Source organism: Paenibacillus sp. MAEPY2 (assembly GCF_000499205.1).
Classification (GTDB): domain Bacteria; phylum Bacillota; class Bacilli; order Paenibacillales; family Paenibacillaceae; genus Paenibacillus; species Paenibacillus vandeheii.
In genome coordinates this window covers 100,751-115,973 of sequence record NZ_AWUK01000032.1, presented here as the reverse complement: position 1 = coordinate 115,973, position 15,223 = coordinate 100,751, and the positions used below count along the sequence as shown (strand labels likewise).

Here is a 15,223-nt window from a genome sequence, read left to right as displayed (position 1 = left end):
AAAAGCGGTTCCCGGATTTGTCCGGGACACCGCTTTTTTTCATATATAAGCTTGCTCCGTTCGGACGATGAGGGGTGCCTGAACGATATAATATGAGTTCAAAAACAAATGGATTCTTACAGTCCTACGGCTTGATAAGCTTTGGTAATTGCAGTAACCTCAGCGGAAGTTGCACCGTACAGATCTTTGGCTGCTTGGATGGTAGCTGTTTTTGCCGCAGCAAATTTGGATGTTGGTGTCAGATAGTTCACGAGTGTGCTGTAGAAGATTTGAATGGCTTTATCGCGTCCAATGCCGGTTACAGTGACACCGTTGTGCGTGCCGCCTTGAACTGCAAGATAGTATGCTTTGTTGATGATACCGCTGTTGGTATGAACACCACCGTTGTCAGCTGTTCCGGTATAACGGTCACTGTATTTGTCAGGTTGTCCATACAATGTAGGGTTGGACATGGAGCGCAGTGCATCGCCTGCAATGTTAGGTGTGTAAATGTCGTCACCGATCAACCAGTTTTTGCTCTGAATGGTATTGCCGAAGATATCTGCGAAGGCTTCGTTCAGTGCGCCTGGCTCATTGCGGTACTCCAGGTTGGCTGTGTTCTCAATGACACCGTGAGTCAATTCATGACCTACTACGTCCAGATCACCGGACAGGGAAGTGAAGGTTGTACCATCTCCGTCACCAAATACAATCTGTACCCCGTTCCAGAAGGCGTTATTGTAGTTGGAGCCGTAATGTACCGTGGATTTGACCAGCAAACCGTTGCCGTCCAGACCGTTACGGTTGAATTTGTTTTTGTAGAAATCATACGTGGCGGCAGCATAGGCATGGGCATCTACTCCGGCACGGTCAGTCCATACATTGTCGGAATCCGTCAGGAGAGTACCTGGAATGGTGGAGCGATTGCTTGCGGTGTAGGTTTCGATCCCTTTGCCGCGAGTGGTATCTTTCAGTTGGAAGGTACTGCCGGATTGGGTGGTTGTAAGAGTCTTGGTATCACCAAGTACACCTGTACCTGTTCCTGTTGCGAAGTTGATGAGGTCATATTGAGATACGATACTGCCGTCAACGGCATTCACGAAATATTTGGTACGCAATGGGGCTGGTTCAAGCACATTGACTTCAGTAATGTAAACAAGATAGGTTTGGTTGTCCTCTTCATTGTGGTAAATGTTCAACTCGGCTTCAGGCGTTTTCTGTGGTTCGCCAAGCTCTCCAACGCGGGAAGTGGCTTCTTCCGATGCAATCTTGATCGCATCTTCTGCACTGATTTCAGCGACGCCGTCATTAGGGATGGCTTGTTCTTCAATCGGTGGAAGATCACCAAGTGCGGATGAAACCTGTCCTGTTTTGTCCAGGTGGATCGTTTGCTCGGCACCGTAGACTGGAATTCCTTTAATGTACTGCTTCAGGCGGAAGTGTCGTACACCAGAGGTGTCTGTCGTTCTTTTAATGATTTTGAGTTGGGATTTTACGTCGGAATTCAGGAATTGTTCCTGTTGACCAAGGAAATTGAAGATGGTTTCGTCGGAGCCGCTGTTCAACTGGATACCCTCCTCAGAGGCATATGGGGCCTGCAATGGAATGGACTGATCAGACAATGGAGCTGCAGCAGCAGAAGATACGGAAGCGAGCAAAAGAGCTCCTCCAAGAATTGTTGGCATAACTTTAGCAAATTTCATAGTAAACTCTCCCATTCTCAATATGATTTTTTGGAAAACAAATAATTATGCCAATCTCGGTTGGAGTTCCGTCTGCAACTTGGGCAGCGCGGAGCGTGAGGCTGAATCTGAAATGTGGAATATGACAAGAAACGATAAGGAACAAAATCGGCAGAGCCTGTGTGCCTGTGGTTAGGTGTAAAAGGAGAACCGTTTATCCGGTTTAGCCATGAGGCTTAATCGTTCATTGTAGTTCCTCAATCAGAAGCCAGGGGTCTTGTCCACTTGCGAAGCAGAAGATGTTCTTACGGAGCCGGGGTGTTCGTTCCGGGTTCACATAACCAAACCTGAATTACGTATTGAACGGCATCACTCCTCTCAAGGTACATGCAGCAAACGCTACAACAGTCTCCCGGATCATCCTGCTGCGAGCATAATTAACCGAAGGTCAATTAACAGGAGTAAAAAAGAATTGAAAGGAACGCATGTTCCTTCTTAGGATTTTTTTGTAAATTTACTTCTTGCAACGTATATTATCACAATGTAAAAGGTTGGAAAAGATGCAATTTTAAATTTTTTTTGAAATTGTGTCTGAAGTAGGGGAGCTGTAGCGGATTTCGAATATTTTGACGAATATTGTCTGAATAAATGGATTGACTTAGCCTGATGGCGGACAGAACCTGCTCGGTTCAAGGACATACGCCGTTTCCACTGCTCCATGAATACATAGAATAACGTGTACTCCCTTTGCATGCCGATGATGTACACCCGGGAGGTGACAGTGTTGCAAAAACGCGGCAATACCGCTTTTGTTGCAGCTAAATCGAATCTGGCACAAAGAAAAGCGCAATTAAAGAAACGTCGTTTAAAATCTGCATACAAAAAGGGTACAAAGGCCTATACGTACGTGATTCCACCCATGGACCAAACGAAATTGCCAGCATTCAGAGATGAGCATGCGATGAGAGAGACACTTGCACAGGATTCGACGAGCTCGCATAAACCACTGCTTTCGGTCATTATACCTGCCATGAATGAAGCGCGAACCATTGGTGCAGTCGTCCGTCAGGCGCTGCGTATATGCCGTGATGCTGAAGTGCTTGTTATTGTGAATGGTTCAACGGATGGAACGGCAGCGACGGCAAAAAGGGCAGGAGCACAGGTGCTTCGTTATGCTGAAGCTTTGGGACATGATGCAGGAAGAAGAATCGGTGCAGCGGCAGCTCGTGGCAGAGTGCTGTTGTTCACGGATGCAGACATTCTAATTCCGGCAGAACATCTCGCGCCATTTGTGCGAGCGATTCTGGATGGGATGGATGTGGCACTTAATGATTATAACGGGCCGGTGGCTCGTACCCCTGTTCACCCTGTGATAGAGGCGAAACATGCGCTGAACAGCATGCTCGCCAGACCTGATCTGCAAGGGGCTTCCATGACAGCCATTCCGCATGCATTAAGTCGCAGGGCACTTGAGGTAATGGGTACGGGAACACTGGAGATTCCACCGTTGGCACATGCAAAGGCAGTTATTAGCGGGTTGAAGGTGCGTGCTGTCCATCATGTGCCTGTAGGCAAAATGAATGCAGTTCGAGTCAAGAAACGAAGCGGACCTGATCCGCTCAGTCAAGTGATATGGAATGATCATCTGACAGCGATCAAGTGGATAACCGATACGCTTGGCCCACGTGGAGGGCATTCCGATCTGCAGCGTGTTCGTAGCCTGACGAGGTGAGCATGCTGCATAAATCAAGAAAGCGGCTTCGTCAAAAGTTGCAACATGCTGGAGGTGAGGAAATGAAGGAGCGTTCTGGGGGCGTCCGTCGTCAACGGAAAGCAGGCAGACGAACAACAAGGAACAGAACCAGAACCATGGGCAGGAAGAGCCCGATTAAATCGCCGCTCAAGAGTTCAGCAGCGAGCAGATCGACAACGAACAGCTCCGTATTGCATGAAGCATTCAACGCAGGGCAACGGGCCGGACGCAAGGCGCTGCACAATGAGCAATCGATTGAACAACATGTACGTTCGACATGGCAGGAGCATGAGGCTGCGATTTCAGCGGAGCTAAGGGGCTATCCTGCTGCAATGCAGGCAGGGAAAGCATTCATGCAGGGTTATGCTCATGCTGCTGGACGTCCATTGAATATCATACCACTTGCCCTTAACAAACCTGCCGCTGCGGTCGTCTGTGCCTGTAATGAGGAACTTACGCTGGGGCAAGTGCTCGTACAACTGAAACGGTTACCGCTGACGGATATCGTTGTGGTATTGAATGGAACAACGGATAACAGTCTAATGCAGGTGCTTGAACAGCCCGGTATCACGCTCGTATATGAACCTGACCGGGCGGGACATGATGTAGGCCGTGCACTGGGGGCCAAGATGACGGAGGCGGAGACCCTTCTCTTTGTGGATGGGGATATGGTCGTTCCGGCAGAGCAACTTGCCCCGTTTCTGTATGCAGTGGACCGGGGGGATGATGTGGCGCTGAATAATCTTTCATCCCTTTTGCCTCCATTTGCCCGCCAGGATGAAGTGAGCCGGATCAAAGCATATCTCAACCGAGTGCTGAACCGTTCGGATCTGGGTTCCAATTCGTTGACGGCCGTACCCCATGCCCTCTCGCGCAGGATGATCCAGATCGTAAAACCAGAGGCCCTGGCCGTTCCTCCCAAGGCACAAAGTCTAGCCATTCAGCATGGATTAAAAGTGACAGCGCCCAGTCAAGTGGATGTCATTCGTTCCAATCGTCTGCGTTCCACCAATACGGGCAGCGGCAACGAAGTTGCCCGATTGATCATCGGCGACCATCTGGAGGCGATTGCAACCTGGCTGGATATGGGCGGCAATACGTCACAAGCCGGGTCCATTTCCCGTGTCGAAGTGGCCTACAGGAGGAATGCCAGATGACACTGACGAGTATCATTATTCCGACGTACAACGGGCTGGACCTGCTGAAGCCATGTATTGATGCCATTCGAAAATATACTGATCTTCATACGTCATATGAAATTATCGTTGTGGATAATGGTTCGATTGACGGAACTGCAGCGTATTGTGCCCAGGAACGAATTCGTTTTGTCCGGCTGCCGGATAATCGGGGTTTCCCGGCGGCTTGCAATGCCGGGCTCCGTGCAGCCTGTGGTGATGAGCTGTTGCTGCTGAATAATGATGTAACGGTTACCGCCCGCTGGCTTGAAAACTTGCGGGCTGCCCTCTACAGTGATGCCAACATTGGCATTACAGGTCCGATGACCAACTATGCAAGTGGAATCCAGCAGGTGGAACTGGAGTTCCGGGACATGGCCCATTTTCAGGAACTGGCTGCTGCCAACAATATAGTCGATGCTTCCAGGTGGAAGGAAGTCAGACGGATTGTCGGCTTATGCATGCTCATTCGGCGAAGTGTGATGGAGGACATTGGTGTGCTTGACGAAGCCTATTCGCCGGGACACTATGAAGATGACGATTATTGCTACAGGGCCTGTCAGAAAGGGTATCGTTTGCTGGTATGCGGGGATGTACTTATACATCATCGCGGCAGCGCGAGTTTCCTGAAGACCGATCCTGTGGCATGGAAACAGTTGCTTGAGCGCAATCGATCCATTTTTATCAACAAATGGCATGTCGATCCCCTTAAATATATTGAGACATCCGATGAAGGAGGGATAGTGGAATGAAAGGTGTAATTCTTGCAGGCGGAACCGGAACACGACTGTATCCTCTGACCCGGCTGATTAACAAGCATCTGATTCCAGTCGGCAAGCACCCGATGATTATGTATGGCATCGACAGACTCCGCCAGGCAGGCATAGAAGAAATATTGATTGTCATCAACAAACATTCCGCTGGCTTATACACGGATTATTTGGGCGGTGGAGCAGATCATGGCGTCAAGCTCACGTATCGGATTCAGGAAAAAGCAGGCGGAATTGCTGAAGCATTGGATCTGGCGACTTCGTTCATCCTCCCTGGAGAAAAATTTGTTGTTCTGCTGGGTGACAATTTGTTTAGCGACGATTTGAAGCCTTATGTGGATAGGTATTTGCAACAACCTGCGGGTACAGCTCGTGTTTTGCTTAAAGAAGTGGATGATGCACGGCGGTATGGGGTGCCGGTGTTTGATCCACAACATCCGGAACGAATCTCATACATTGAGGAAAAACCGAGCGATCCGAAGACCTCTTATTGTGTTACTGGCATATATATGTATGATGACCATGTATTTAATCTTATCCAACGCATTGCCCCTTCGGCACGCGGTGAACTCGAAATTACAGACGTGAACAATCATTATGCAGCGGCTGGAGGACTGGAATACGATATTTTGCAAAAATATTGGAGTGATGCTGGGACGTTCCAATCGCTTCAGGAAGCAGCCATCCGCATGAAGGGACAACTGCCCTAAAATATATGCGCCTGATGCTGCCGCTGTGAGAGGTCCCTTGAGAGCAGAACAACCTGCGCCGGAGCCGGAAAAATGCTCCGGCGCTTTGTGCAGCGGCGGCACTCCTCGTGCATGCCAAGGGAGGGAATGCCGTGAGAGCAGCAAAACGCAGCGACATGAGTAGGAAGAAGACACCGGGCAGTCATGCCGGACCCTGGCACGTATCTGTGGGAGTGCAGCCCAAAGCGGGCTCAGATCACGAATGGGGAAACAAAGGTTTGAAGCCAAGAGCTATGGAGCTCGCAGGAATAGAGCACAAGCTTCTTGCAGAACCGAAAGGCAAAGCCGGCGGGCGTAAAAGTGTAAGACGTCGTGGGAGCGCAGGAGCGCGAGCACGAACAGGGGCAAAAGCAGGCGAAGCCCGGGGCAGTGCAGGTGCGCGAGCAAAAACAGGTGAGCGTGCAGGCGTGAGCCGTGGCAGCAAAGCGGCGCGAGCCAAAAAGGGCCGGCGCGCAGCTCCAGGCCGCGGGCATGCTGCGCCGCGCAGCGGGCGGGCCGCAGGCGCCCGCCGCAAACCGCGCACGGCTGCGCAGCGTGCGCCCGGGCCAGCACCGCAAGCCAGCACGCCACAGGCGCTGCCTGCCAGCGGTGCTGGCCCCGCCCCGCAGCAAGCGACACACCGGCACGGTGGTGTCGCTCCCGCGGGGCGGGAAAGCGCTGCCGCGCATGCGGGCAGCGCAAGGGCACTTGCGCCTGCGCAGCCGGCTGCAGCGCCCGAGAGCGGCTACGCCGAGGGCTTCCGCGACGGCGTGTTCGCAGGCGGGGAGGCGCTGGTGGCGCAGCACATCCCGCCCGATCATATTCTGCCTGCCGTGGCGGCGGCAGATCTGATCGAGGCGGGATTCCGCCAGTATGCGCCCACCCTGACCCGGCTGGCCAGTCCTCATGAGATGGCTGGCCAGATCCAGAGGGCGCTGGATGCGCAGCGCCCTCTGTCCGTCGTTCGCCTCGGAGATGGCGAACTGCTGACCCTGGCAGCCGATACGGTGCTGCCAGGTGAACAAGTGCAGGAGCTGGCACCGTTTCTGCCTTATGCAGGGGTGCCACGCTCCACACCGGACATCCGCGCTGAGCTCGCGGAAGCCATTCAGGGCGCCGATTGGGTAGGCGTACCCATCTCGCGTGCGCCCACTTTTCAAGGGCTGTTATTTCCAGTATTTCGGCATTTCGGCATTGACTGGTCCCGTCTGAATCTGACCAGTTCCACGATTAACTACAGCCTGCATCAGTCGGGTCTGTTGTTGCCTGTGATACATGGCCGCCGGGTGCTGCTGATTGGAAGCCAGGCTGCTGCGCTCGGAGCGTTGTTGAACGGTCGTGGCGTTCATGTGACAGGTATCATCGGTGCAGTGGAGGGGGTTGCGGATATCCCGAGGGTGATGCAGCAGACTGCGGAGCATTCATTTGATATCGCTCTTGTAGCGGCAGGAATTCCAGCCGTCATTCTGTGTCGCCGAATCGCTGGTGAGCTGGGGCGGGTTGCCATCGATTTTGGACATTTGGCTGACAAATTGGTTATAGGAGAGCTTCAGCTCTAAGGGACGGTCTGATGCGATGTTCATCGTAACGCGCATTGGGATGAGGGGAAATGGAGGAAGCAACATGAGCACATCAGGCAGACGTTCAAAGCAGCGGAAAGCAACGTCATCCGAAACCGTTGTTTTGCACTCAGCTCGAAGTCGTAGTGGAAGGAAAACTAGACGTCAAGGCTCAGGTAAACGGGCAGCCAAGAACGCAAAACTGTATAAGCAGGGTTACCGTAGAGGCTATGATGAGGGCGTGAGGCAGGGAGAAAGCTCATTCGGGCTGGTATTCGAAGGGGTAAGCATTATTATTCCGACGTACAACCAGCGCGAATATGTCCTGCAATGTGTGTCCAGTATTGAAAAGCATACACCTGCGCCTTATGAAATTATTGTTGTGGATAACGCGTCCAAGGATGGCACGGCGGAAGCCATGCTTCGCAAAGGTGGCATGGTGAGGGTCGCTGCACTGGATAAGAATCGCGGTTTTGCCGGTGGTGTCAATCATGGACTGATGATGGCGAGGGGCCGACACATTGTCGTGTTGAACAATGATACGCTGGTCACTCCAGGCTGGCTGGATAACATGATGTCCTGTCTGGACAGTCATCCCGAGATGGGGGTCGTGGGCCCGGTTACCAATTACATTGGTGGAGATCAGCAGATCGAAGTCCCGTACACAGATGTGGAGGATATGTGGTCTTTTGCAGCACAGCATAATCGTCCAGATGCCGGTAAACATCGGGAGACCGATAGGCTGGTCGGATTCTGCTGGCTGTTCTCTCGGGAATTGCTGGAGCGGGTAGGTTATCTCGATGAAGGCTACGCTGTGGGTAATTTTGAAGATGACGACTGGATCATCCGGGCGAGGCTGGCGGGATACAGGCTGGCGGTAGCGGGGGATGCCTTCATACATCACTACGGAAGTGTAAGCATGAAGGCGCTGGAAGAACAGGATTATGTAGCGATGAATAAGGATAACGAACAGTTTTACACTCGAAAATGGGGAGATCCCCATGCACTCGTTGCCGAAACTTCCCGGCTCTCGCTGCATTCGAGGGTGTCGACCGGTCAGCAGGAGAGCACGACACCCCTTGGTAAGACGGACTCCTCTGACCTGCGACAGCGCATTTCCACCAAGGGCAGCAGCGATGTAATGCATAAACTGAGACGCAGCACGGACTTTTACCCGGAGGGCTGTTTCATCACGGATATCAAGGGCGATGTTTACCGACTGATGCATAGACAGCGACGCAAGCTGAACATTCCCGTACCACGCGGCATTTCTCCCGTTCTGGTTGCCAAACCGGACCTGCTCGGCGTACCTGCAGGTGAGCCGCTGGTATCAGGGGGTGAGGTACAGGGCTGGCCCTTTGCAAGAAGCCATGTTCATGCTCAACCGGTTGAACGTAACCGCGATGCGCTGGAGGAAGGCATGATTATTGCCGCAACCAATGAACGGGATGTATGGTATCAGATGAGTGGCAATAAACGCAGGAGGTTTGTAACCCCTTATGCTGCGGAACGATGGGGCGTGCAATCCGGGCATGTCGTTCATGTATCTGCTAACCAATTGCGTTCAATCGAAGAAGGCTGGCCCATCATTGCTCCTCCCCAGCTCTTGAACGAAGATTTGTAATGACGGGGTCCGGCTGCCTTGTATATCGGTTCGACAGCATGATGCGGCATGTGATGTACAGCGTATCGTTACGCTATACATCCTTTCCGCATCCGAACTTTACATAAATTACGAATTATGAAATGTAACGACTCTTTTCAAATTTAAAATTTAATCTTTCTATCCTCTTATAGGTTTATTCTATTGGCAGATCCATTGACGCTTGAAGAGGTGAGGAGTACATTTATAGCCATAATTCTTATTTAACAGATAGGAATTAATGGTCTGGGTGGTGATCCATCCTGATCTGACAATGAATCAATCAGGAGGTATGCCGATGTCTTCTACATCGAAAAAAGTAGTGCTTTGGAGCAAAACAGGCTGTCATTTCTGCGGGGAGGTCAAGGCATTTCTAACGGCCCGCAACCAGCCTTTCGAGAACATCGAAGTGCAAGGCAATGATGTGCTGAGGGATGTGCTTGAAGCCAAATATGGCATTCGCCATGTACCTGTCATTGAAGTGGGTGGAGATGGCAAGTATGAAGCATTGCTGGAGCCCGATCTGGAGAAACTGGCGGAACTTCTCGCCCAGCCCGATGAAGCAGTAGTCTGACCGGACGTGGCGGATCTCTTGATAAAGCAGTTTCCGGCTGCTGGCTGCTGAAGGCTGTCATTTCAGTTTGCAGCAGTCGGGACTTTTAAGGCATCGTATTCTCATATTCAGATATCCAATCCTTATATAGAAAAGTTCTATAAGTAACGCTGTTGACCGATGTGCGGGGCAGTGATAAGCTTTGTGAAATTAAAACTGACAAAACTCATAGGAATAGTTAACTTTTGTTTTTCATTCGTAATCCATATCAGATCGGACTTAAGAACATTTCTTGATATATCCTAATCCAAGGAAGGCGGAATAGTTATGACGGCTCAGCGCAGTTTGAAATTTGGAGCGATTGTCCACGGTGTAGGAGGCAGCATGACGACTTGGAGACACCCGGAGATCCAGCCGGATGCCAGTGTGAATTTTGAGTTCTACAAACGACAGACGTTGAAAGCGGAGGAAGGCAAATTCGATCTCGTTTTTATCGCTGACGGTCTTTATATTACCGAGAAATCCATACCTCACTTCTTGAATCGATTTGAGCCCATCAGTTTATTGTCCGCCCTGGCCGCAATTACGTCACGGATTGGTCTGGTTGGAACACTGTCCACCTCCTATAGTGATCCATTCACAGTCGCCAGACAGTTCGGTTCTCTTGATCTGATCAGTAATGGCCGCGCCGGTTGGAACGTCGTTACTTCCCCGCTTGAAGGTTCAGCCAAAAACTACAGTAAAAGCAACCATCCAACCCACCCGGAGCGTTACCGGATTGCAACGGAATATTTGCAGGTAACCAAAGGCCTGTGGGATTCGTGGGAAGACGATGCCTTTGTAAGAGACAAAGAGAGCGGTGTTTTCTTCGATCCATCCAAGCTGCACACACTCAATCATGAAGGAGAGTTCTTCTCCGTACAGGGCCCCCTTAACATTGCCCGTTCACGGCAGGGGCAGCCGGTCATTTTTCAGGCAGGTTCTTCGGAAGATGGCAAGACTCTTGCTGCCAAAGAAGCGGATGCTGTCTTCACGGGACATGATTCAATCGAGGATGCACAGGCATTTTACAAGGATGTCAAAACCCGTGCAGCTGCTTATGGACGTTCCGCACAGGATATTGTCATTTTGCCAGGAATTAATCCGATCATTGGACGGACAGAAGAAGAAGCAGAACAGAAATATCAGGAGATTGCCAGCCTGGTCACTATCGATAAAGCGCTGGACTACCTGGGACGTTTCTTCGAGCATCATGACTTCTCCCAATATCCGCTGGATGAACCATTCCCTGAATTGAATGGCATTGGCAGCAACAGCTTCCGCAGTGGTACGGACAAAATCAAGCGGGATGCCAAAGAGCAGGGATTGACGCTGCGCGAAGTAGCCCTGCGAGCTGCAACACCGAAGAGCAAATTCCTCGGAACACCGGAGCAGGTGGCTGACCAGATTCAGGAATGGTTTGAAGCGGAAGCGGCAGATGGATTCATTATTCATTCCGAACTGCCGAGTGGATTGTCCGATTTTGTAGAGCTCGTTGTTCCGATTCTGCAAGAGCGCGGCATCTATCGCACCGAATACGAGCATGACACATTGCGTGGCAATCTCGGGGTGCCAATTCCGGTGAATCGTTACACGGCTGCCCGGGAGCAAGTCGGAACCGAAGCGTAAGAAACTGGGGGACTGGAAATCGGCACAGTCAAGGAATAAGGCGTAAATTAGTAAATTCAATAATTCAATGAATCAATGACACCTGTATACACAGAGGGGGAAGCTATATGAACAGGTCTATCTCATGGATGAAATATATGGCATTGGCGGCAGTAATGGTGCTGGTATTATCCGGTTGCGGAGCAGCAGGTAACTCGAACAGTGCAGTCCAGGCTTCCGGTGGGGAGCAGTCCGGGCAAGCAGAAGGTGGAAATTTAACCTATGCACTCGCTACATCTCCGGATACGCTGGACCCGCATCGAAGTGGCCTTGCCGTAACCGTACGTGCGATCCGGACGATCTATGACAATCTGGTGGTCCAGCTGCCGGATGGTTCCATTAAACCTTGGCTCGCCAAGGAGTGGAGTGTATCGGAGGATGGCAAAAGTTATACGTTCAAGCTGCGTGAAGATGTGAAGTTCCATGATGGCACACCATTTAACGCGGAAGCCGTGAAGTTCAATCTGGATCGGGTGATCGATCCGGCCACCAAAGCCGCCAATTCCCTTGCCCTGATTAGACCTTATAGCTCCTCGGAGGTCATTGATGAATACACCATCAAGGTGAATCTGGAACAGCCTTCGCAAGCCTTTCTCGGTAACTTGAGTCAGGCCCTGCTAGGGATTGTGTCTCCTACAGCTGCCAAGAAATACGGTGACCAACTGGGCAAAAACCCGGTAGGGACTGGTCCGTATACCTTCGTGAAATGGGATGAAAATGCGGATATCGTTGTCGCCAAGAACAAGGATTACAACTGGGCTCCGGAAACCGTTGAAAATGAAGGTGCCCCTCATTTGGATACGATTACGTTCAAAATTGTACCGGAAGAAGCAACGCGCATCGGCAGTGTACAGAGTAAGCAGGTACTTGCCGCCGAGACCGTTCCGCCGCAAAATATTGCTGCGCTGAAGAACGATCCGAACCAGCAATTGCTGCAGGCGAATACCGTTGGTTTGCCGTATACCCTCTTCTTCAATCTGCGCAAAGCACCTTGGGATGATGTGAAAGTCAGACAGGCGGTGCAATCTGCGGTTGATGTGGAATCCATTGTGAAGACATTGTATCTGGGCAACTATGAACGAGCGTGGTCTGCACTGTCTCCAGGAATTCTCGGTTACGATGCTTCCCTGGAAGGAAGTATCCAACCGGATATTAACAAAGCCAATCAGCTGCTTGATGAGCAAGGCTGGGTCAAGGGAGCAGATGGCATTCGTGAAAAAGACGGTAAGAAGCTGACCCTGCATTATGTGGACGGTTCGCCGAACCGGGAGAAGCGAAACGACATTGCTGCGATTATTCAGCAGCAGCTTAAGCAGGTGGGTATAGCTGTTGAAGTTGAAATTACGAAGGATATTGCTACGGTCGTCTATCAGAACTGGGATTATGATCTCTACGGCAACAGCCAGGTCAACTCTGATCCGAATGCACTCTATGCTTTCTATCATACGAGTGCAGAAGGTGAACGCCCAACGCTATCCGGCTTATCCGATCCGAAGATCGATAAGCTGCTGGAACAAGGAGCGGTGGAGACTGATCCCGATAAACGGGTGGATATCTATAATCAGATTCAGCAGTATCTGATCGATCAGGCTGTCATTCTGCCGATCTATGTGTTCCCTTATACGGTGGCTGCATCCAAATCGGTGCAGGGCATCAAGTTTGATTCACTCGGATATCCGCTCTTTAACGATGTTCGGATTCAGCCCTAACACGTACCGTCAATTATGCAGACAGGAAGGAGACGACCCGGTATGGTTCAAACGATACTGACAAGACTTACTACATCGCTTCTGGTTATTTTCGGAGCTTCGGTGCTGGTGTACTGCATCATGTATCTGCTGCCGGGTGATCCGGTCCTGCTCATGCTGGACCCGTCATCCGCAACACCCGAGATGATTGAGAACCTGCGGGTTCAGCTTGGTCTGAATCAGCCGTTTTACATTCAGTTTGCCAACTATTTCGGAGACATGCTGCGCGGGGATTTTGGCAAATCCATGATTAATTCCGACCCGGTTCTGCCCAAAATACTGGAGCATTTCCCTGCCACACTGGCGCTGACCGCGCTCAGCTCGATCATAGCGATAACCATCGGCATTACGCTCGGCGTACTGTCTGCCATTCATCGTAATGGCGTGATTGATTTCATCGCCCGCCTCGTTGGATTGTTTGGCATCTCCATGCCGACCTTCTGGACCGGCATTCTGTTGATTTTGTTATTCTCGGTCCAGCTTGGCTGGTTCCCGGCAATGGGTTCCGACGGATTCAGTTCATTGGTGCTGCCTGCTGCAACACTGGGCCTCGTCGGTGCGGGTTTCATCGTACGTATGGTGCGTAACAGCATGCTGGAAGTGGTGAACGAACCGTTTATCGTAGCATTGCGAGCAAAAGGTCTTTCACAGCGAACCATTATGTACGGTCATGCGCTGCGTAATGCGCTGATTCCTGCGGTGACGGTCATCGGCATGTTGATTGGTGATCTGCTTGCCGGAACCGTCGTGGTGGAAACGGTCTTTTCCAGACAGGGTATCGGCAGAATCATCGCGGATGCGTTGATGGCCAAAGACCTGCCTGTTGTGCAGGGCGTAGTCTTTTTCACAGCGATTATCTATGTCGTGTTGAATTTACTGGTGGATATCTCTTATGCGTACATTGATCCCAGAGTTAGGCGTGCAGTCCTAACATGATGAACGTGATGGCGGATGGAACAGCTTGAAAACATCTGAACGCGTAGTGAGGAAGGAGGAGTCTTATGAGCATGAAACCATTGGTGGGTGACAAAAAAGGTTGGACCGGCAGAACAGGGCGTTTACGCCTGTGGAGTCGCCGTCCCCTGCGTCACCGCGTCTCATTCGCGGTATCCCGTTTATTCTTTTATGCAGCGTTGCTGGTTGTGGTATTTACCGTCACTTGTGCGATTGTGCCGGGCTGGATTGCCCCCTATGATCCTACTCAGATGATGACGGACGCCATTCTGCAGGCTCCCTCTGCTGCGCACCTGTTTGGAACCGATTATTTTGGCAGGGATATCTTCAGTGTAGTTGTGCATGGCAGCAGGGATTCACTGCTGATTGGATTTGCCTCGGTGCTGGTGGGTGGTCTTGTGGGGAGTGCCCTTGGCATTATTGCCGGCTATGCAGGAGGAGTTTTGGACACCATCACCATGCGGGCCGTCGATATTCTGATGGCTGTTCCAGGCGTGTTACTGGCATTGTCCGTCGCGGCAGCGTTGGGGCCTGGACTGCTAAACATTGCACTGGCTGTTGCGGTATCCTCCATTCCGGGGTATGCACGGGTGATGCGTGGGCAGGTCATGTCCGTTAAAGGTTTGCCTTTTATTACAGCTACACGTTCACTTGGGGGCTCCAATGCCCGTATTTTCTGGAAACATGTACTGCCTCATTCGTTGTCACCATTGCTGGTTATGGCGACGCTGGGCGTAGGTACCTCTATTCTGACAGGCTCCGGGCTCAGTTTTCTCGGACTTGGCGTATTGAAGGAAATTCCGGATTGGGGAGCGCTGCTCTCGCAAGGAAGAGGTTATCTGACCGTTGCCTGGTGGATCTGTACCTTCCCGGGACTCGCAATTACCATGTTTGTACTGGCGGTTAATCTGATTGGAGACGATATTCGCGATCGGCTTGACCCCAAAGTAAAAGGAGCGGCTTGACCGCTATT

12 protein-coding genes are annotated in these 15,223 nt (G+C 51.3%); 11 read left to right on the top strand and 1 reads right to left on the bottom strand.

Features of this window, described 5'->3' with window-relative positions:
• Positions 1 to 116: 116 nt before the first annotated feature.
• Positions 117 to 1,682, bottom strand: coding sequence for a M4 family metallopeptidase (locus tag P364_RS0124075; RefSeq protein ID WP_024632605.1), 1,566 nt, complete (start codon positions 1,680 to 1,682; stop codon positions 117 to 119).
• Positions 1,683 to 2,445: 763 nt separating this feature from the next.
• Here P364_RS0124075 and P364_RS0124070 point away from each other — a divergent pair.
• The 11 genes from P364_RS0124070 to P364_RS0124020 all read left to right on the top strand — a co-directional run bounded on the left by P364_RS0124070 (position 2,446) and on the right by P364_RS0124020 (position 15,215).
• Positions 2,446 to 3,393, top strand: coding sequence for a glycosyltransferase family 2 protein (locus P364_RS0124070; RefSeq protein WP_024632604.1), 948 nt, complete (start codon positions 2,446 to 2,448; stop codon positions 3,391 to 3,393).
• Positions 3,394 to 3,455: 62 nt separating this feature from the next.
• A complete protein-coding gene (locus P364_RS0124065; RefSeq protein WP_024632603.1) occupies positions 3,456 to 4,571 on the top strand; it encodes a glycosyltransferase family 2 protein in 1,116 nt (371 codons plus the stop codon).
• On the top strand, positions 4,568 to 5,341 hold the full coding sequence (locus P364_RS0124060) for a glycosyltransferase family 2 protein (RefSeq protein ID WP_024632602.1): 774 nt from the start codon (positions 4,568 to 4,570) through the stop codon (positions 5,339 to 5,341). The genes P364_RS0124065 and P364_RS0124060 overlap by 4 nt, the downstream gene beginning before the upstream one ends.
• On the top strand, positions 5,338 to 6,069 hold the full coding sequence (locus P364_RS0124055) for a sugar phosphate nucleotidyltransferase (RefSeq protein WP_024632601.1): 732 nt from the start codon (positions 5,338 to 5,340) through the stop codon (positions 6,067 to 6,069). The genes P364_RS0124060 and P364_RS0124055 overlap by 4 nt, the downstream gene beginning before the upstream one ends.
• A gap of 812 nt (positions 6,070 to 6,881) precedes the next feature.
• Positions 6,882 to 7,646, top strand: coding sequence for a GT-D fold domain-containing protein (locus P364_RS0124050; protein ID WP_236642229.1), 765 nt, complete (start codon positions 6,882 to 6,884; stop codon positions 7,644 to 7,646).
• 64 nt (positions 7,647 to 7,710) lie between these two features.
• Positions 7,711 to 9,270, top strand: a complete 1,560-nt coding sequence (locus P364_RS0124045; protein WP_024632599.1) for a glycosyltransferase family 2 protein — start codon at positions 7,711 to 7,713, stop codon at positions 9,268 to 9,270.
• A gap of 316 nt (positions 9,271 to 9,586) precedes the next feature.
• Entirely contained in the window at positions 9,587 to 9,862 is a 276-nt protein-coding gene (locus P364_RS0124040; protein ID WP_024632598.1) for a glutaredoxin family protein, read from the top strand.
• A gap of 306 nt (positions 9,863 to 10,168) precedes the next feature.
• A complete protein-coding gene (locus tag P364_RS0124035) occupies positions 10,169 to 11,509 on the top strand; it encodes an LLM class flavin-dependent oxidoreductase (RefSeq protein WP_024632597.1) in 1,341 nt (446 codons plus the stop codon).
• 107 nt (positions 11,510 to 11,616) lie between these two features.
• Positions 11,617 to 13,257 carry an ABC transporter substrate-binding protein gene (locus tag P364_RS0124030; RefSeq protein WP_024632596.1) on the top strand — a complete coding sequence of 547 codons (1,641 nt, stop codon included), beginning with the start codon at positions 11,617 to 11,619 and terminating at the stop codon, positions 13,255 to 13,257.
• Between the two features lie 42 nt (positions 13,258 to 13,299).
• A complete protein-coding gene (locus P364_RS0124025; RefSeq protein WP_024632595.1) occupies positions 13,300 to 14,232 on the top strand; it encodes an ABC transporter permease in 933 nt (310 codons plus the stop codon).
• A 65-nt stretch (positions 14,233 to 14,297) separates the two neighbouring features.
• Positions 14,298 to 15,215 carry an ABC transporter permease gene (locus P364_RS0124020; RefSeq protein ID WP_029881254.1) on the top strand — a complete coding sequence of 306 codons (918 nt, stop codon included), beginning with the start codon at positions 14,298 to 14,300 and terminating at the stop codon, positions 15,213 to 15,215.
• Positions 15,216 to 15,223: the final 8 nt, after the last annotated feature.

Excerpts from the sequence above, each read along its gene's own strand:
- P364_RS0124075 (WP_024632605.1), bottom strand. The coding sequence starts at position 1,682 with ATGAAATTTGCTAAAGTTATGCCAACAATTCTTGGAGGAGCTCTTTTG.
- P364_RS0124065 (WP_024632603.1), top strand. The coding sequence starts at position 3,456 with ATGAAGGAGCGTTCTGGGGGCGTCCGTCGTCAACGGAAAGCAGGCAGA.
- P364_RS0124060 (WP_024632602.1), top strand. The coding sequence starts at position 4,568 with ATGACACTGACGAGTATCATTATTCCGACGTACAACGGGCTGGACCTG.
- P364_RS0124055 (WP_024632601.1), top strand. The coding sequence starts at position 5,338 with ATGAAAGGTGTAATTCTTGCAGGCGGAACCGGAACACGACTGTATCCT.
- P364_RS0124045 (WP_024632599.1), top strand. The coding sequence starts at position 7,711 with ATGAGCACATCAGGCAGACGTTCAAAGCAGCGGAAAGCAACGTCATCC.
- P364_RS0124040 (WP_024632598.1), top strand. The coding sequence starts at position 9,587 with ATGTCTTCTACATCGAAAAAAGTAGTGCTTTGGAGCAAAACAGGCTGT.
- P364_RS0124035 (WP_024632597.1), top strand. The coding sequence starts at position 10,169 with ATGACGGCTCAGCGCAGTTTGAAATTTGGAGCGATTGTCCACGGTGTA.
- P364_RS0124030 (WP_024632596.1), top strand. The coding sequence starts at position 11,617 with ATGAACAGGTCTATCTCATGGATGAAATATATGGCATTGGCGGCAGTA.
- P364_RS0124025 (WP_024632595.1), top strand. The coding sequence starts at position 13,300 with ATGGTTCAAACGATACTGACAAGACTTACTACATCGCTTCTGGTTATT.
- P364_RS0124020 (WP_029881254.1), top strand. The coding sequence starts at position 14,298 with ATGAGCATGAAACCATTGGTGGGTGACAAAAAAGGTTGGACCGGCAGA.